Source organism: Novosphingobium sp. PhB57, assembly GCF_004342985.1.
Taxonomy (GTDB): domain Bacteria; phylum Pseudomonadota; class Alphaproteobacteria; order Sphingomonadales; family Sphingomonadaceae; genus Novosphingobium.
Genome location: NZ_SMBO01000005.1, coordinates 484,808 through 501,897 on the forward strand (window position 1 = coordinate 484,808; position 17,090 = coordinate 501,897).

The window sequence follows — 17,090 nt, forward strand, 5'->3', positions numbered from 1 at the left end:
CCGCCCAAGCCGCCGCCCAAGCCGTCGCTCGATCCCCGTTACGGCCGCCGCTGCAAACCGTGATCAGGCCTATCGGGGGCTATCGAAACGTAACGAAAATGAACCGGACTGAGTGCTTAACCATAGGGCAACTTCCGCGGCCCGGTTTCCTCCCTCTCCCTTCCAAAGCCGCCGATTTTCCCTCGGTTTGCGCGAATTTCCGGTGCTTTGCGTGTTTGCGCAGACCTCTTCCGCGAATTTTCCGGCTTGTTCCCGAACGACTTTCCGTTCTCCCGGCCCGCCCGGATGCGGTCAGGTCCGAGGCGGCTGCTTCTGGGCGCGGTGCTTCGGCGGGGCCGACCTATCATCTCTTCAACAGGCCGATCGCGGCTGAGATCACGTTGGAGAAGACCCATGCCGACCCGTCATTACCCCTCGTTCAAGCGACACGCCCTCCTGGGCACGGCCACGATCCCGCTGCTGCTGGTAGCGGCCTGCACGAGCGGAATGGACTTCCAGGCCGGCACCCCTTCCGGGCCGACCAGCCCCAGCACGCCCAGCGGTCCCAGCACGCCTTCCGGCCCGAGCACCCCCTCCGGCCCGACGGGCCCGACGGGTCCGACCGACCCCAGCGGTCCCACCGGCCCGACCGGCCCCACGGGTCCGACCGATCCCAGCGGCTCGACCACCAGCTTCACCGGCCCGGCCGCCGGTGTCTCGGTGGGCGGCACCGATCTGCTAGGCCAGAGCGGATCGGGCACCTTGGTCAATGTGAACGTGAATCCGGACAAGGCGACCACCGACACGAGCGGCGTGACCGTCGATGTCCTCACCGGCGACGGCAAAGTGGTGCAGGTCACGCTTCCCACCACCGCGGACGATACCAAGCAGGCGCTCGCCCCGGTGGGCACGCTGGCCGGCGCCCTGCTGGGCGACCAGGTGGGCGGTACGGTGACGCAAGTGACCGACGGTCTCGCGCCAACGGTGGCCACGGTCACTTCGGCGGTGAGCAGCGTCACTTCCCCGCTACTCGACACGGTCAATGGCGTGCTCGCGCCGATCGCCGGTGAGAACGGCGTGCTGGCGCCCGTCACCGGGCAGCTCGGCGGGCTGGTCGACGGCGTTACCGGCAGCCTGGCCGGTGCAGGGGGGGCCGATGGCTCCGGCCCGGCACGGACATTCGACGGCCCGCTGCTCGGCGTCGACCTCGGCAACAATCCCGTCACCGGGCCGAGCAACGGCGATACCCTGGTGGGCCTGAACGTCCTGGCCGAAAATCCCGGCCTGACCACCGGCCAGCTGGTGACGGCCAATGTGCTCTCCGACGGCAAGGTGGTCGACGTGGCGCTGCCGACGACGACCGAGGGCGTGGCCGCCGGGCTGGCGCCGGTCGGCAACCTGGCCGGCGCCCTGCTGGGCGAGCAGGTCGGCGGACTGGTGGACCAGGTGACGGGCGGTGTCTCGCCGGTCGTCGCGCCGGTTACGGCCACGGTCGCCACCGTGACCGCGCCGGTCCTCGATACGGTGAACGGCGCGCTGGGCGGTACGCTGGGGCAAGTGACGGGCGGCCTTGGCGCCGGCACGGGCGCCGGATCGGTGCTGGCGCCGGTCACGGGCCTTGTTGAAGGCGTGGTCGGCAGTCTCGGCAATGCCGGAGCAGGCGGGAGCGGTTCGCCGCTGGCGCCGGTGACCGGTCTTGTCGAAGGCATCGTCGGCGGTCTGGCGCCGGGATCGACGGGCAGCGGCGCGGCAGGTTCGGTGCTGGCGCCGGTGACGGGCGCGGTGTCCTCGCTGGTCGGCGGGCTGACCGGCGGCCTTGGTGGCGGCCTCACGGGGGGCGCCTCGGGCAGCGCTTCCGGTGGGGCATCGGCAGGCGGCGCGCTGCTCGGCGGCCTGCTTGGCGGCGCGTCGGGTAGCTGACCCGATCCGGCCCCCGGCGCGGGATCTCCCCCACCCGCGCCGGCTGGGCCCAACCGCTCTCCCCCTCCCGGCGGTCCTTTTCCCCCGGCCGCCTTTCCCTCTCGAAGCTCTTGGACCCGACCGATGATCGACCTCGCCAGGATCAGCCCGCCCAACCGCTGCTGCAACACCCTGCTTGTCGCACGTCTCGACAATGCCGAGGCCATTGCCGCGATCCACGGCGAGGACGGACTCCGCGCCGCGATGGCGCACCTGGCCGGCGCGATCGAGCGGAACCTCAACCCCGTCCGCTTCCACAAGGCCGAGCGGGACCGGATGACCCTGCTGGCCCATGCGGCGATGCTCGAACCGGACTTCGTCTGCGCCCAGATCGAGGCGCTTGGCATGCAGCTTTGCCTGGACCCCCTGGTCCATGGCGCGGGCCGCATCCTGCTCTCGGTCTCGATCGGCCATAGCGACCCGGTGCCCGGCGTCCTGGGCGAAGACCTCTCGGCCGCGCTTGCCGCGGCCTGCGCCCGGCTGGAGCGACTGGCCGCGCCCGGCCATACGGCCAGCCTTCACCTGGCGAACGAGGCCAGTGCCCAGATGCTCGCCCGCTACCGTGACGACATGGCGCGGGCGGAGCGGCTGCTCGGCCAGATCGCGCGGGGCGAAACTTTCTTCGCGTGGCGGCCGATCTTCGATCCGCGCCATCCGGACCGCCTGTTCCAGCACGAGGCGCTGCTGCGCTATGCCGGGGAGCGGGGCGAGCAGTTCGACTGCACCGCTGCCTATGCGGCGCTGGAGCGGTTGGGCATGGCTCACCTGCTGGATCGCAATCTGGTGCTCCGGGTGCTGGACGCCCTCGAAGCTGATCCGCACGCGCATTTGTCCATCGCGATCTCGCCGCAGAGCCTCTCCTTCGACCTTGGCGGCGCGGATGCGGCCTGGACCGACGTTCTGGCGCGGCTGGAGCGCCGGCCCGAGCTGGCGGAGCGGCTCGTGCTCGAATTCCCCGAGTCCGCTGCCTGCCGGTTCTGGCCGGGGACGCTGACTTTTCTCAACACCCTGCGCGAACTGGGGGTGGGTCTCGGTCTTTACGGATTCGGTTCGGGCCATGCTTCGGTGCGGCAACTTGCCGTGCTGCGGCCCGACCAGGTCAAGCTGGACAGCGCCTTTCTGCGCACCGCCCTCCTTTCGGAGCGCAACCGCGCGCGCGTCGGCCGGCTGGCGCTGGAAGCGCGCACGCTGTGCCGCACCGTGATCCTCACCGGGGCCGAAACCCCGGCGCAGATCCGGCTGGCAGCGGAGGAGGGCGCGGAATGGATTGCCGGTGCGCGGCTCGGCCGCGTCGGCACACGGCGGGTGTGGTCGGCGCCGGATCGGGCGGCTCAGGACCGGATCCCGCGGGCACGAACGGCCAGCGCCCCTTCCGCCCTCGAAACCGTCGCGACCGAACCTGCCCGTTTCAGGCCGCTGTCCTGGCCGCTCGCGGCACAGAGCCCCGTTTTCTGATGACCCATAATCCAACGAAAAGACTGGAAAGGAAGCCGAGATGACGAACGACAAAGTCCAGCACGCCCGCGAACTCCTGCGCATCGCGCTGGACATGCTCGACGAATGCGAAGCGCGCGTGAGCGGTGCTCTCGTGGCCGGCGCGCTCGATGCGCTGGGCGGTTCGCATGCGGAGACGCTGGATGATCTGCCGGCCGGCGCCCCGCCGATCGAGGCCATGGCCCTGGCGATCCAGCGCGGCCGTCCCGCCTACTCCAGCATCCGCAGCTGCGCATGACCCGGCCCCTCTATTCCGATCAAGGAGAGCATGCCGATGAAGGAGGCCCGATGAACTGGGGCAACCAGAGCCTGCCCGCCCGTTTCGAGCGCGATGCGCGGTCGAACCTGCCGCGCTTCAGCCTCCTGCTCGATGCGCAGGTACGGGCCGACGGGCAGGAGGCGGACGTGGTGGTGCACAACCTCTCCCAGGGCGGCCTGCTTGTCGAAAGCGACGTCGAGCTGACGGTCGACGATGTGATCGAGATCGACCTGTCGGAACACGAACGCGTGCGCGCCCGGGTGATGTGGCACAGCGAGAGCTTCTACGGCTGCCGTTTCGAGACGCCGATCTCCGCGGCGGTGCTGGGCGCGGCCCGGCTGCGCGCGGCGCCGCTCGCGGCCGAGGAAGCGGAAGAGGAGGACGCTGCCGATGCCGCGTCCGATACCGATGACGATGCGCAGGAATCGCTGGCCCGGCGCCTGCGGCGGCTGCGCAAGCAGAACGGCTTCAGCCAGGGCGAACTGGCCGAGCGGATCGGCGTCAGCAAGCCGACGGTCTGGGCCTGGGAGCACGGTCGCGCCCGTCCGCAGGATGCCCGCCTGAAGGGAATAGCCGAAGCGCTGGGCACCACGGTCGACGAACTGGACGGCCTGCCGCGCACCGATAACCTGGCCTTTCTCATGGCCCAATATCGCGATCAGATCGCGACCCACTTCAATGTCGCACCGGCGAAAGTGAAAATCGTAATCGAGTTCTGAATTCGATTGCAGGCATTTTTTTAAGCCGTTCGAACGGCTTGACGTGAAAGTTCGTGCATCCCGCTTTCATTTATTGATAATGTCCCGCGCTTATAGGAGTAACGATGTCCAGTGGCGATCCACCAGTGGCTGCTGGTGGCGGACGTCACACGGAGGAACGGGATCGGATGCGGGACGACCAGGCCAGGGTACTTGTTCTCGATGATTTTTCGGCCATCGTCGAAGAGTTGCTGACCCTGATGTCGCTTCACGGCATTCCCGGCGTCGGTGCCGCCAATCTCACCGAAGCCGTGGACATGCTGGAGCGCCATCCGGCCGTCAGCGTGGTCGCCTGCGACTTGCGGCTGGACCGCGAATCGGGGCTCGACATCGTATCCCGCGTCCGCAAGCACCCGAAGCTGGGCGCGCGGGAATTCGAATATGTCTTCATCACCGGTGACCAGATGCGCGAGGATCTGGTGGCCGGCACGTCGCATTACACGTTCCTGACCAAGCCGGTGCAGCCGCAGGCGCTGATCGGCACGATCCGCAAGATGCTGGCCAACGGTGTCGGTGCGTGACGGGGATCGGCGATGATACGGCCGCCGCGAGCGGCCTGATAGAGGCTTTGCGCGAGCATGTCGGCCTGCGGGTCGTCAGCGACCTGCGCCTGGATGCGGCCGCGAAGACGATCCTGTTCCGCCGCGAGAATGCCGGGGAGGGCGAGCAGCCCGAGGCCCTGGCGATCCATTCCGAGGATGTCCTGCGCCTTGCCGCGCTGAGCGGCCGCTCGGACGTGACGACCGATCTTCGCACCGGCCCGCGCAGCACTTTGACCGTGATCCTGCGCGGCAACCTGGGCGGCATGCATTGGGCCAGCGCGGTGCTCTTGAATGCGCCCGAGCCGCGCGTGTCCCACGAGGAAATGGGGCACGAGGCCATGGCCGAGCGCGCCCGCATGGCGGATCTGGGCGAAAGGGCGCTGACCCTGGCCCATGAACTGCGCCAGCCTCTCTTCACGATCTCGATGGCGAACGAGAGCCTGCGTCTCATGCTGGACCGGCCGGACACCACGCGCTCGCGCCTTCAGACCAGCGCCTCGCGCATTGCCGAGCAGGTCCTGCGCGCCCAGGTCATCATCAAGCGCACGCTGGGTCAGGCCGCAGACGAGAAGATCGTCGCCCGCCATACCGACGTGATGGAAGCGGCCGCCAGCGCGGTGGAGTTCCTGGAAGCGCTGTTCGAGCGGGCGGAGATCGCCGTCGAGCTGGAACCCACGGGCCTCTCCGCCTGTGTCGCGTTGGGGCGGGTGGAGCTGGAGCAGGTCTTCGTCAACGTCCTGCGCAACGCCGCCGACAGCATCCAGTCGCGCCGCGCGGCAGGCTGGGACGGGGAGGGGCGGATCGCCATCGCCCTGGAAGGCAAGCCCGGCCAGATGCGCTGCGTGGTGACCGACAATGGCGCGGGCCTTTCCGCCGATCTCGAACGGCTGGCCTTCGAACCGTTCTTCACCACCAAAGCGCAGGACGGCACCGGCCTGGGCCTGCACATCTGCCGTCAGATCATGGAAAAGGCCAAGGGCGGCATCCGGCTGGTGTCCAATCAGGGCGTGGGCGCCCGGGTGGAAATCTGCCTGCCTTCCGCGTCGGGCAGGCCGGCAACTTCAGATGTCGTCGCGGCCTAGGCGGATCACGAAACGCGTGGGCTGACTGGATCGCAGCATGGAGCGGAAGTCCCCGCCCGCCTCGATCGCGACCTGTTCGACCAGCCAGAGCGTGGCATGGTCCAGCTTGCAGCCGGGGGCAGGCGCCTCGTTCTCGTCGATGCACTGGACCGTCACCACGACGTGAACCGGCGTCATGGCGGCGCGCAGCAGGACTTTGCCCTTTCGCTTCTCGCTGCCCGGCCCGATGAAGCTGCCGAAGGCACTGAGCAGCGCGGCCACCGCCATCATCTCCAGCGCGCCGTGATGTTCGGGCAGGAGATGGTCCAGGGCATTGCCGTCCAGTTCCACCGAGACGCCGTGGTGCCGCACGTTGGACTTGGTGGCGGCCACGGCCCGCTCCAGCGCGCTGCGCACGCTGAGCGCGCTGCGCTCCTTGTCGCCATCGCGGCCGAACCACCGGAACAGGCTGAGGATGAAGGCCGCGGCCTCGGTATGCGTGGAAATGCGCGCGACCCGGTCCAGCAATTGCTTGCGGCTCTCTTCGCCGATGTCGAGCTGCTCGACGATGTAGCGCATGTTGCCGTTGGCCATGGAGATCACGTTCAGCGGCTGCGCCAGGTCGTGCAGCATGCCCGCGGTTACGCGCCCGAGCAGCAGGTCGCGGGTGACGGGCACCAGGCCGTCCTCGCCCCAGGCCAGCAGCCGGGCGTCGACCATGGCGAGGTGCCGCGCGAGGCCGGCACCCAGGAACGCGGCGCTCAGCGATCCGGTGAAGACCGCAACGGTCGCCGGCAGGCCGGGGACGATCAGCGTGGCGCAGAAACTGGCCATGGCGACCAGCAGTGCCAGCACCCAGGTCCAGCGCGGCGCGCGCAGCAGCACGGTGACGAGGCTGCGCGGGAAGAACCCGGCCGCGGCGACCATGCCCAGGGTGGTCCAGTAGGCGGGCGCGATCCGGGCTTCGGGAATGAGGTAGAAGCCCGCGCTGAGGGCGGCGGTGACCAGCGCGGCCTTGATCGTCTTGTGCAGGACGAAGAGAGCGCCCGCTGCGGCCGAACCGATCACGCCGGCGGCGGGGGCATGGCTGGAAACGAGGCCGAGGCAAAGCGCGCAGAGCGCGATGGCGCCGGGATAGAAACGCGTGCCGTCTTCCCAGGCACGCAGCCGCATGGCCAGTTGCGGCGCGAAGCCTGCGCCGCGGGAGGCGCTCTTGCCTCCCGGCAGGCCATCGTCGTTGGCCCCCGGTACTCCCGACGGCCCGGCCCCGGAAGAGTTGGTCCCCGCCGGAGCAGCCGGCGGAAATTCCACGACGTTGTTGTTCGGCACTATCATTGCAGTCTGGCCCCCGAGCCCGGATCGGACGCCCTGCGTCTGCGAGTCCGGACGGATCGATGATTGCCAGCCCGACGGGTTTTCGCAACCGCGAAATAAACCTGATAGAAGGTTTTATGCGGTCGTAAGTAAATAGACTAACAAAGCGCCGTTCAGCTGGATCCGCAAGCCGCTTTCAGAATGTTAATCCGGCGATAATCTTCGCAAATGTCGGCGGAAGCCGAAGAGAAGCGTCAGACGAGAATGCGCAAAGCAGGCGATCCATTCTGTTCTGCTCTTGCCTTATGTTTTCCCTGCTAACGCATAACCGGCTTTTGCGTGGATCGGAAAGAACCGATCCGAACATGTTTGGCGATAGTCTTGGCGTACCCCTAAATGGCCAAAGATCAGGATTGACGCCTGATTTGGAGGAAATGAGCAAAGGTATACTTTCCGGGGCTTTAACGCTTGAGAAAGACTCCCGCTGATTGCGGTCGTATCGGCTATTTCTCCATCTCGGATCATATTCGAGAGCCGCTATCATTCATACGCAAGACGGCGATTTCAGCCGTCGAATGATTGAAAATCTCCATTTCGGATCTTCGGGGCAGTCGATCCGATTTGCGTAGACGCAAGGGACCAGGGGGAATGGGCATGCGGCTCGGTTCGAAGGCGAAGCTGACAATCGGCGTTGGGCTGGTTGCGGCCTGCTGCTTTGCCTTTCTGGGGGTTCGCGAACTGGGACGGGCTGCCAGGCCGGTGGCCGATGCCGCCGCCCGCATCCCGCTGGGCAAGTCGGAGCCTTCCTACACCGTGCTTGCCGCCACCACGCGCGACATCAAGGTGGGCGAAACCATCACCGCCGACATGATCCGTAATGCCCGGTCCGATCCCGCACGCTTCCCCACCGCGGTGACCCCGGCGGAGATCGTCGGCAAAGTGGCCACGCAGGACATTCGCGCCAACGCGCTGATCCCCCGCACGGCGGTGGGACAGGAAACGAAGCTGGCGATCCGCGTGCCGATGGGCATGCGCGCGATCAGCATCGACACGACGGCGGAAATCGCCGTGGCCGGTCTGGTCCGGCCGGGAGACCGGGTGGACGTGCAAGTCGTCTATCCCGGCGAAGACGCCCTCAGCGGCGCGCGGGCCAGCGGCGTCAGCCGCGCGCGCACGCTGCTGCAGATGGTTCCGGTTCTGGCCGTGGGCGAGGCGGTGGTCGGCACCCAGCCTGCAACTGGCGTGACGGGCACGGTCGCGGCCGAGCCGCCGCCCGCCCGAACGGTGACGCTGGCCCTTTCGCCCGAGCAGGTATCGCAGCTCTCGCTGGCCAAGAGCACGGGCGCGCTCACGCTTTCGCTGCGCAACCCGGGCGACAGCGTCGAAGTGGCGGTTTCGCAAGTGGCCTCCGCGCCGCTGCCGCGCCCGGCCATGCCCTATCCGGTGCCGGCGCCCGTTTATGCGGCCCCCCGCCCCGCCCCAGCGCCCCGCCCCACGCCCGCAGCGCGCCCTGCGCCAAGGCCGGGTAGCCAGTCCGGCGGCGCGCAGGCCATCGAACTCGTCGTCGGCGGCAATCGCCAGGTCATCTATTCCGGGAGTGCATCGCAGTGAAAGCCCTGATCGCCTCCTGCGTCCTGGCCGGAGCCGGCCTTGCCGGCGCTTCTCTGGCCGCTCCCGCCCACGCCCAGGCGCGGGGCGAGGAGCAGCAGGAACTCCTGCAAGTGGACGACCAGCGCACCCTGTCCTTCCCCAAGGCGATCGGCCGGGTGGAAGTGAGCCGCGAGAACGTGATCGGCGTCTCGGCCCCGACCGCGCAGTCGATCCGCATCAAGGCGCTGGCGGTGGGCGATGCCGTGCTGACCGTCTTCGCGCAGGACGGCACCGTCATGGGCGAACGCAACGTCCGCATCGGCGGCGCGGGCTTTACCGGCCAGGCCGCGGGCTACCGCCCTGGTGAGAAAGTCGTGGCGGTGGACGTGCAGTTCGCGGCCGTCTCCAGCTCCACGCTCAAGGCGCTGGGCTTCAGCTTCGCCAAGCTGGCCGGAGACCTTCAGGGCGCCGTGATCTCGCCCAGCGGGGTCAACAGCTACAGCAACGACCGGACCGGGCTGTCGATCGACGCTTCGGTGCCGATCCAGAGCGCCTTCAACCTGTTCCTTTCAGCCCGCAACCACGGGATCGGCGCCGTGCTGAGCGCGCTCTCGTCCAACGGGCTGTCCCAGCTCCTGGCGCAGCCCACCCTGCTGGTGCGTTCCGGCGAGCAGGCCAGCTTCCTGGCCGGCGGCGAGTTTCCGGTGCCGGTGCCGCAGAACAGCGGCGGCAACGGCAATACCCTGTCGATCGAGTACAAGGAATTCGGCGTGCGCCTGACGGTGACGCCTTATGTGCTCTCCTCCGATCACATCGTGCTGAAACTGGCGCCCGAAGTGAGCGAACTGGACTACAGCAACGGCGTGCAGCTTCAGGGCTACGTGGTGCCCGGCATCCGCCGCCGCTCCGCGGAAACCACCGTGGAACTGGGCAGCGGCCAGAGCTTCGTGATCGCCGGACTCAACTATACCAACAGCGCGATCACCAAGGACAAAGTGCCGTTCCTGGGCGACCTGCCGGTGCTGGGCGCCTTCTTCAAGCGGCAGCAGACCCAGAAGGAACGGCAGGAGCTGATCATCGTGGCGACGCCGCGACTGGTCGAGCCCGGCACTGCGCCGGTGGCGCTGCCCTCGGCGCCCGGCAATCCCGATCCCAGCCTCGGCCAGATGATCGTCGGCAACGACGGCGTCGAGCAGTCCGTGAAAACCTTCGGCGTCGTGAGGCCCTGACATGCCCAAGATCCACCTCCTCTCCGTAGACCGCACGCTGGCCCAACGCCTGACGGACGCCATGGGCGAGCATGTCGCCGTCGAAATGGTGCAATCGCTGGAGCACAGCGATCTCGATGGCCCCGGCATCGTCGTGATCGACCATGCCTCGGTTCCGGCGGAGCGCTCGCTCTCGTCCTCGATCGGGGAAGTGGCGCAGATGGCACCGGGCCGCGCGGTGGTGGTCGCCACCGAGGACATGTACGCCGGGCAAGTGCTGCAGGCGATCCGCGCCGGCGCGGCGGACGTGCTGCCGCGCGCGGCGGCGGGCGCCGAAATATCCGAAATCCTGACGCGGGTGATGAACACCGCGCTCACCACGCAGGGCCGGCTGGGCCGCCTGACCATCGTGCTCGGCAACGACCGCGAGGCGCTGCCGATGCTGGCGACCGACATGGCGCTGGCCTGCAGCCTGGCCCAGATGCCGACGCTGCTGGTGGACTTCACCTTGCCCACCAGCACGGCCGAGGCCTATCTCGACCTCAAGGTGGACTACGGCGTGGCCTCTGCCGTCGCCGATCTCGACCGCATGGACACCAGCCTGCTTTCGGACGCCCTGGCGCGGCACGAGGCCAGCGGTCTGTCCCTGCTGACGTTCGACGGCGGCACCGGCGCGGAGCCGGCCGGTGTCGGCCCCAACGACGTGGTCGGCCTGATCCAGCTGCTGCGCGCCAACTTCGCGCAAGTGGTGGTTTCGGCAGGCAGCCTGCGCCATGGCGGCCTGCTGCGCGAACTGGCCTCTCAGGCGCAGGCCATCGAGATCGTTTGCAGCCAGTCGATCCGCGAACTCGAAGCCTGCCGCCGCCTGCTCGACAAGATCGCGCTCGACACTGCCAGCGGCAATCGCATGCGCCTGCTGGTCTGGGACTACGATCCGCGCATCCTGCTCGACGGCCGGCGCATGGCCGACGTGCTGGGTGTGGAGGCCGTGATGGGCGTGCCGACGGACCGGGTGCGCACCGCCAATGCCCTCAATGCCGGCCGCCCGCTGATCTACGACCGGGAGAGCGGCGCTTATGGCCAGGCCGTGCGCCGCGCCTGCAACATCGCCGCTCCGACGAAGTCCGGCGGCAGCATCGACCGCATGCGCCGGGCCATCCTGCGCTCCGTGGAGCGCAGCGCATGAGCCTCCTGACCACCGAGGAACTGCAGGAGGGCCTGGCCGCGGGTCGCCGCAAGTCCGCGGTGGCGCAGCCTTCGGCCCAGCGCATGAGCGACAGCTACCAGGCGGTCAAGGCGATCACCTGCCAGCAGGTCATAGAACAGCTGGAGACCCAGGGGATCACCGCGGAATCGCTGGACCAGCGCACGCTCCGCCACGAGATCGAACAAGTCATCAACAGCCGCAGCCGCCGCGGCCAGCTTGCCCTCAACAGTGCCGAGCGCCTCCTGCTGATCGAGGACGTGGAGGACGAAGTGGTCGGCCTCGGCCCGCTGGCGCCTTTGCTGCGCGACGGTTCGATAGACGACATCATCGTCAACGGCGCTCACGCCATCTACGCCGAGCGCGGCGGCCTGCTGCAGCGCGTGGAAACGCGCTTCCGCGACGATGCCCATCTCATGAACATCATCCAGCGCATCGTCGGCCCCATCGGCCGCCGCGTGGACGAGGCGACGCCTTTCTGCGACGCCCGCCTCGCGGACGGATCGCGCGTCAACATCGTCATCCCGCCGATCGCGCTCGACGGCCCGCTGGTCTCGATCCGCAAGTTCCGCCTTCAGGCCCTGACGCTGGACGACTGCGTCGCTGGCGGCGTGATGAGCGGCCCGATGGCGACTTATCTCGCCGCCGCCGTGCGCTCGCGGCTCAACGTCCTGATCTGCGGCGGCACCGGGGCGGGCAAGTCCACCCTGCTCAACGTGCTGTCGGGCTGCATCAGCAACCACGAACGCCTCGTCACCATCGAGGACGCGGCCGAGCTGCAACTCTGCCAGGACCACGTCGTGCGGCTGGAAACCCGCCCGCCCAGCGTGGACGGCAGCCGTGAGGTGAGCGCGCGGGATCTCGTGCGCAACGCCCTGCGCATGCGGCCGGACCGGATCATCCTGGGCGAAGTGCGCGGCGTGGAGGCGGTGGAGATGCTCCAGGCCATGTCCACCGGCCACGACGGGTCGATGGCGACGCTTCACGGCAATTCCCCGCGCGATGCGCTGTCGCGGCTGGAAATGCTGCTCGGCTTCGCGGGGCAGCAGAACGACGTGCGCGCGGTGCGGCGTTTCGTGGCCAACAGCATCCATGTGATCGTCAACATCCAGCGCCTGGCCAGCGGCATGCGCTGCGTCACCTCGATCAGCGAAGTGACCGGCACCGAAGGCGACGCCTTCACCCTGAACGAGCTTTTCCGCTTCGAGGAGCAGCCGCCGATGTCGGGGGAGGGCACGTTCCAGACGCTCTCGCCGCGGCCTTATCATGCGGCGCGCCTCAAGGACTATCCGATGCCCGGGCTGGCGCAAGGCTCCACGGGTTCGGGCCTTGCCAGCGGCCGGGGAGCCTCGACCGCATGGTGAAGGGCGCCGCCTATCTGATCCTGGCCCTGCTGATCCTGGGCGGCGTGCTCTTCGCCCTCCTGGGTGAGCGGGCGCGCAGCCTGGCGGCCATCGACCGGCGGCTGGCCGGGCTGACCACGCCCGGCTCCGCGCCGGTGCGCTCCTCGGTGGCGATTTCGGTGCCGGAACGCATCGCGCCGCTGCTGGCGCAGGCCCAGCTGGAGATCACGGTGCAGACCGTGCGGCTGCTGGCGCTGGTCGGCCTGGGCCTGGTCTTCCTGGTGCTGGTGCTGGCCGGCCCGGCTTTCGCGCTGGGGGTACTGCTCGGGCTGCCGATGGCGGCGCTGTCCTGGCTGCGCGGCCGCGCCCGCAAGCGCGTGGACGCCCTGACCGAGGCCCTGCCGCTCTATCTCGACGGCGTGCGCCAGCTCCAGGCCGTGGGCAACTCGCTCTCGCAGGCCCTGGCCCGCGCGCTGGCGGATGCCTCTCCGGTGGTGCGCTCCTTCTTCGACACGGCCGCGCGGCGGCTGGAAATGGGCGCGCCCGTGGCCGAGACGATGCAGCAGCTGGCTGACCGCATCCAGGTTCCCGAAGTGTCGATGATCGCCGCCGCCATTCGCACCAACTTGCGCTACGGCGGCTCGATCGGCGCGGTCTTCACCAACCTGGCGCACATCCTGCGCGAGCGCCTGCGCATCCGCCGCGAACTTGCCGCCGCCACGTCGGAGGCCAAAGTCAGCTCGCGCGTGCTGATCGCCATGCCGCTCCTGGCCATGATCGGCCTCGTGCTGATGAACCCGGCCTATCTCGACTTCTTCATCTCGGATTCGCGCGGACGGTCGCTTTCCTTCCTGGCGATCGGCCTCGAAGTGGCGGGCATCCTCATCATCCGCCGCATGCTGAGGCTTGAGTTCTGATGCCGGCGCTCGGCCCCATGCTCCTCTTCGCCCTGGCGGCGGGCAGCCTCGTGCTGGTGGTTTTCGGCGTGCGGATGCTCGATGCCGACGCCCGCCTGCGCCAGCGCATAGACGGGCAGTCCGGCCGCGCCGGCGGCGCCTCCACTGGGGCCCGCTTCCCGCTGCCCCGCGTGTTCGTGGTGCGCGGGCGGGACCGCGAGGAAGTGGAGCAGAAGCTGCGCAAGGCCGGCTATTTCGAACCCGGCGCGCTGGAGGCCTTCGCCTGGCTGCGCCTGGCCGCGACGGCCGCCGTGGCGCTCGCCTCGATGCTCGCCTGCCTGGCCACCAGCGGCAATCCGCTGCGCCCGCTGTTCCCCACGCTGGCCTTGTCCGGCCTGACCTACATCGGCGCCAAGTACGCCCTGCGCATGCGGGCCGCCTCGCGCGAGCGCATTCTGACCGCCGAGTTCCCCTTCCTGCTCGATCTCATGCTGATGATGCTGGAGAGCGGCGTCTCGCTGGACCAGTGCTTCCGCGCCATCGCCCGCGAAGAGCGCGTCGCCGTGCCGCATCACGCGCGGCTGGTGGCCATGCTGGTCGAGGATCTGGACCGGGGGCAGGACTACCAGCTCGCGTTCGACCGCTGGGCCGCCCGCGTGGCCGTGACCGGCGCGCGCGAACTGGCCACGGTGTTCCGGCAGTCCCTGTTCCAGGGCATGGAGCTGGTCCCGGCGCTGCGCGAATTCATCCGCGAGTTCTCCCAGCGCCGCGTCGCCCGCGCCCGCGAGGCGATCGGCACGATCACCGTGCGCATGGTGATCCTGATGCTCGTGTTCTTCATGCCGGCGCTGTTCATCGTCCTCGCAGGCCCGCCGGTAGCCGCCATTCTCGACACTTTGGGGAGCGTCAAGTGATGATCCGTCGCCGCCTCTTTCCCGTGACCCCGGCCGCGCTTGCGCTCGCCGCCGCGGTCCTGTCGCCCGTTCCCGCCCTGCTTTCCCCCCCGCTGGCGGGCCGCGCCTTTGCCGCCGAAGCCCTTGGCGCGGAAGCGTCCGGCTCGACCCGCCAGCTTTACCTCGTGCTGATCCAGCAGGCCCGCAAGGACGGCCGCCAGCGCGCGGCGCTCGCGTTCCTCGATGATTTCGACCGGCAATATCCCGGTGACCGGGAATCGCGCATCCTGCGGATCAATTGCCTGCTGGACCTCGGCCAGAACGACCAGGCGCAGGCCGCCCTGGCGCAGATCGCCGCCTCGGACCACAGCGCCGAGGCCGAGGCCGTGCGCGGCCATGTCCTGGCCGCGCAAGGACGCTGGCCGGCGGCGGCGGAGCAATATCGCACCGCGCTGCGCGTCAGCCCGGCCGATCCGCTGGCGAGCAATGCCCTCGGCTACGCGCTTCTGCGCGGCGGAGAGGCGGGGCAGGCGGTGGAAGCGCTCAAGGCCGCGCGGGACCTGGCGCCGGGCAACGAAGTGGTGCGCAACAATCTCGCGCTGGCGCTGACCGTCGCCGGGCGCCGGGCCGAGGCCGAGGCGCTGCTCGCCACCGTCCGCGATGCCGCCGCCCGGTCCACGCTGCGCGCGCAGATCGCGGAACAGGCCGCGCTTCTGCTGACCTCGGCGTCACCCTCCGCAATCCCGGCGACCCCGGTCGCAGCGCCTGCCATCGCGGCGCGGGAGAACTGACCGTGGCCCGCCTCCGCCCCTTCCCCAGACTGCGGCCCCTGCGCGAACTGAAGGGCGACGAGGGCGGCGTGATCGGGCCGATGGTGGCGGTGCTGGGCGTCTCGCTGCTGGGCGCGGCGGGGCTGGCTCTGGATGTCGGGCTCTACTACCAGGGCAACCGCGACTTGCGCGCGGCCACCGAGGCGGCGGCTCTGGCGGCCGCCATGGACCCCTACCGCGCCGAAGCCCGCGCGCGCGACTACCTGACCCGCAACGGCTACGATCCCGCCGTGCTCAAGTCGGTCCAGATCGGCCGCTACTGCGCCGACATCGGCCAGGCCACCGACCAGCGCTTCGACCCGACGATGGCGCGCTGCCCCGGCAACGGCCTCGCCAATGCGGTCCGGGTGGTCACGAGCAAGGCAAGCCGCCGTTTCCTCACCGGCGTCCTGGGCGAAGCCGGCCCGATCCCCGACCTCACCGCCACCGCCTCCGCCGCCCGCATCGATGAGGCAGGGGTGAGTGTGACTTCGGGGCTGCTGACGATCTCGAACCCGCTCGTCACCCTCGTCAACAACCTGCTCGGCGCGCTGCTGGGGATCCAGTTGCGCCTGACAAGCACCGACATCGAAGGTTTGATGAACGGCAATGTCGATGCCGGCCTGTTCTTCGACGCGTTGGCCGGCAGGACGGGCTTCACCGGGACTTACGGAGACCTGATAAAGGGCAGCTACGGCCTTCGCGACATCGCCACCGCTGCGGCCGCCGCCACCACCGATGCGAAGACCAGAGCCGGCCTGACCGCCTTTGCCGGGCAGGTGACCAACAGCTACCGGGTGCCGCTCTCCGGCCTCTTTTCGGTGGGCGTGTGGAAGAACATGCCGGTGGGCGGCGCCGATGCGCAGCCCGCGCTGCGGGCCGGCCTGAACGCCTATCAGCTCGTCTCCTTCGCGTCGCAGGCGAACCCTGCCGTGATCGACCTTTCCACCCTGACCGGACTGGTACTGCCGGACAGCGTGGCGAGCATCAAACTGGGCGTCTCCGGCTTCGATGCCATGCCGCGCTTTTCGTTTGGCCCCGCCGGAGAGACCAGCGTGGGCACCTCGCTGATCCGGCTGGGCGTGAACCTGAAGATCATCGACATTCCGATCCCCGTTCTCGGAGACCTGGCCAAGGCCAACGTCCCCCTGATCGTCGATGTCGCCGCCAGCAGCGCCAAGGTCTCGGCCATCGACTGTACCGGCAGCACCGAACAGGGCCGCGACACCCAGGTGACCGTCCAGGCCAACAGCGGGCTGGTGAACGTCTATCTCGGCAGCGCCCCGGCCAATGCACTCACAAAGGTCATGCCGCCGCTGACCGCCAGTGACATCACCCCGGCGACGATCATCAGTTCGAAGCTCCTGTTCATCCCCCTGCTGGAGGTGACGGCGCGCGCCGCGGTGCAGCCCGTGACCGGCGCCAGCTCGTCGCTCGTATTCGGGCCGGGAGGGACCGGCACGGTCGGCAGCCCATCGCTTCAGGGCAAGGCGGTGACGATCGGCAACGATGTCTCGCTGGGCGCCACGGTCACCTCGCTGACCACCAGTCTTCTCGATCAGGGAGGGCTGGAAGTGAAGCCCCTGGGAACGTGCCTCGGCACTTGCAACACGCAGCTTCGCCTCTCGCTGGTCAATGGGGTGGTCCAGCCCGTTGCCGGGCTTGTCAGCGGTGTGGTCGATCCCCTGCTGAACAACCTGCTTTCGGTGCTGGGCATCCAGTTGGGACACGCGACGGTCTGGGTGACCGGTGCGCGGTGCGGAGTGCCTGTTTTGATTTAG

15 protein-coding genes are annotated in these 17,090 nt (G+C 68.9%); 14 read left to right on the forward strand and 1 reads right to left on the reverse strand.

Features of this window, described 5'->3' with window-relative positions; translation table 11 throughout:
- Positions 1-393: 393 nt before the first annotated feature.
- The 6 genes from EDF58_RS17385 to EDF58_RS17410 all read left to right on the forward strand — a co-directional run bounded on the left by EDF58_RS17385 (position 394) and on the right by EDF58_RS17410 (position 6,073).
- Positions 394-1,899 carry a hypothetical protein gene (locus EDF58_RS17385; RefSeq protein WP_132267804.1) on the forward strand — a complete coding sequence of 502 codons (1,506 nt, stop codon included), beginning with the start codon at positions 394-396 and terminating at the stop codon, positions 1,897-1,899.
- 123 nt (positions 1,900-2,022) lie between these two features.
- A complete protein-coding gene (locus EDF58_RS17390; RefSeq protein ID WP_132267806.1) occupies positions 2,023-3,393 on the forward strand; it encodes an EAL domain-containing protein in 1,371 nt (456 codons plus the stop codon).
- A 40-nt stretch (positions 3,394-3,433) separates the two neighbouring features.
- Positions 3,434-3,670 carry a hypothetical protein gene (locus EDF58_RS17395; protein ID WP_132267808.1) on the forward strand — a complete coding sequence of 79 codons (237 nt, stop codon included), beginning with the start codon at positions 3,434-3,436 and terminating at the stop codon, positions 3,668-3,670.
- A gap of 50 nt (positions 3,671-3,720) precedes the next feature.
- Positions 3,721-4,410 (forward strand): helix-turn-helix domain-containing protein, encoded by a 690-nt coding sequence (locus EDF58_RS17400; RefSeq protein WP_165921469.1) that lies wholly within the window; start codon positions 3,721-3,723, stop codon positions 4,408-4,410.
- A 167-nt stretch (positions 4,411-4,577) separates the two neighbouring features.
- Positions 4,578-4,970 carry a response regulator gene (locus EDF58_RS17405; RefSeq protein ID WP_132267811.1) on the forward strand — a complete coding sequence of 131 codons (393 nt, stop codon included), beginning with the start codon at positions 4,578-4,580 and terminating at the stop codon, positions 4,968-4,970.
- Entirely contained in the window at positions 4,967-6,073 is a 1,107-nt protein-coding gene (locus EDF58_RS17410; RefSeq protein ID WP_132267813.1) for a HAMP domain-containing sensor histidine kinase, read from the forward strand. Before EDF58_RS17405 ends, EDF58_RS17410 begins: the two co-directional genes overlap by 4 nt.
- Here EDF58_RS17410 and EDF58_RS17415 read toward each other — a convergent pair.
- Entirely contained in the window at positions 6,053-7,387 is a 1,335-nt protein-coding gene (locus EDF58_RS17415) for a hypothetical protein (protein WP_132267814.1), read from the reverse strand. The two genes, EDF58_RS17410 and EDF58_RS17415, sit on opposite strands and share 21 nt — an antisense overlap.
- Positions 7,388-8,020: 633 nt before the next feature.
- On the opposite strand from EDF58_RS17415, the gene cpaB reads away from it, so the two are divergent.
- Genes cpaB through EDF58_RS17455 form a run of 8 tightly spaced genes read left to right on the forward strand, consistent with a single transcriptional unit; the run spans position 8,021 to position 17,090 of the window.
- Entirely contained in the window at positions 8,021-8,977 is a 957-nt protein-coding gene (gene cpaB, locus EDF58_RS17420; protein WP_132267816.1) for a Flp pilus assembly protein CpaB, read from the forward strand.
- Complete coding sequence (locus tag EDF58_RS17425; RefSeq protein WP_132267818.1) at positions 8,974-10,185, forward strand: pilus assembly protein N-terminal domain-containing protein; 1,212 nt, start codon at positions 8,974-8,976, stop codon at positions 10,183-10,185. Before cpaB ends, EDF58_RS17425 begins: the two co-directional genes overlap by 4 nt.
- Position 10,186: 1 nt before the next feature.
- Complete coding sequence (locus EDF58_RS17430) at positions 10,187-11,350, forward strand: histidine kinase (RefSeq protein WP_132267819.1); 1,164 nt, start codon at positions 10,187-10,189, stop codon at positions 11,348-11,350.
- Positions 11,347-12,732: a CpaF family protein gene (locus EDF58_RS17435; protein WP_132267821.1), complete on the forward strand. Its 1,386-nt coding sequence runs from the start codon at positions 11,347-11,349 to the stop codon at positions 12,730-12,732. The genes EDF58_RS17430 and EDF58_RS17435 overlap by 4 nt, the downstream gene beginning before the upstream one ends.
- Positions 12,726-13,628: a type II secretion system F family protein gene (locus EDF58_RS17440; RefSeq protein ID WP_132267822.1), complete on the forward strand. Its 903-nt coding sequence runs from the start codon at positions 12,726-12,728 to the stop codon at positions 13,626-13,628. The genes EDF58_RS17435 and EDF58_RS17440 overlap by 7 nt, the downstream gene beginning before the upstream one ends.
- A gap of 17 nt (positions 13,629-13,645) precedes the next feature.
- Positions 13,646-14,521 carry a type II secretion system F family protein gene (locus EDF58_RS17445; RefSeq protein WP_132267824.1) on the forward strand — a complete coding sequence of 292 codons (876 nt, stop codon included), beginning with the start codon at positions 13,646-13,648 and terminating at the stop codon, positions 14,519-14,521.
- On the forward strand, positions 14,521-15,291 hold the full coding sequence (locus tag EDF58_RS17450) for a tetratricopeptide repeat protein (protein ID WP_132267826.1): 771 nt from the start codon (positions 14,521-14,523) through the stop codon (positions 15,289-15,291). The genes EDF58_RS17445 and EDF58_RS17450 overlap by 1 nt, the downstream gene beginning before the upstream one ends.
- A 2-nt stretch (positions 15,292-15,293) precedes the next feature.
- Entirely contained in the window at positions 15,294-17,090 is a 1,797-nt protein-coding gene (locus EDF58_RS17455) for a pilus assembly protein TadG-related protein (RefSeq protein WP_243654334.1), read from the forward strand.

What these genes read in the sequence shown, in the direction of transcription:
- EDF58_RS17435 (WP_132267821.1), top strand. Translation starts at nt 11,347, where the DNA reads ATGAGCCTCCTGACCACCGAGGAACTGCAGGAGGGCCTGGCCGCGGGT.
- cpaB (WP_132267816.1), top strand. Translation starts at nt 8,021, where the DNA reads ATGCGGCTCGGTTCGAAGGCGAAGCTGACAATCGGCGTTGGGCTGGTT.
- EDF58_RS17395 (WP_132267808.1), top strand. Translation starts at nt 3,434, where the DNA reads ATGACGAACGACAAAGTCCAGCACGCCCGCGAACTCCTGCGCATCGCG.
- EDF58_RS17405 (WP_132267811.1), top strand. Translation starts at nt 4,578, where the DNA reads ATGCGGGACGACCAGGCCAGGGTACTTGTTCTCGATGATTTTTCGGCC.
- EDF58_RS17400 (WP_165921469.1), top strand. Translation starts at nt 3,721, where the DNA reads ATGAACTGGGGCAACCAGAGCCTGCCCGCCCGTTTCGAGCGCGATGCG.
- EDF58_RS17390 (WP_132267806.1), top strand. Translation starts at nt 2,023, where the DNA reads ATGATCGACCTCGCCAGGATCAGCCCGCCCAACCGCTGCTGCAACACC.
- EDF58_RS17385 (WP_132267804.1), top strand. Translation starts at nt 394, where the DNA reads ATGCCGACCCGTCATTACCCCTCGTTCAAGCGACACGCCCTCCTGGGC.
- EDF58_RS17450 (WP_132267826.1), top strand. Translation starts at nt 14,521, where the DNA reads ATGATCCGTCGCCGCCTCTTTCCCGTGACCCCGGCCGCGCTTGCGCTC.
- EDF58_RS17415 (WP_132267814.1), bottom strand. Translation starts at nt 7,387, where the DNA reads ATGATAGTGCCGAACAACAACGTCGTGGAATTTCCGCCGGCTGCTCCG.
- EDF58_RS17430 (WP_132267819.1), top strand. Translation starts at nt 10,187, where the DNA reads ATGCCCAAGATCCACCTCCTCTCCGTAGACCGCACGCTGGCCCAACGC.
- EDF58_RS17445 (WP_132267824.1), top strand. Translation starts at nt 13,646, where the DNA reads ATGCTCCTCTTCGCCCTGGCGGCGGGCAGCCTCGTGCTGGTGGTTTTC.
- EDF58_RS17440 (WP_132267822.1), top strand. Translation starts at nt 12,726, where the DNA reads ATGGTGAAGGGCGCCGCCTATCTGATCCTGGCCCTGCTGATCCTGGGC.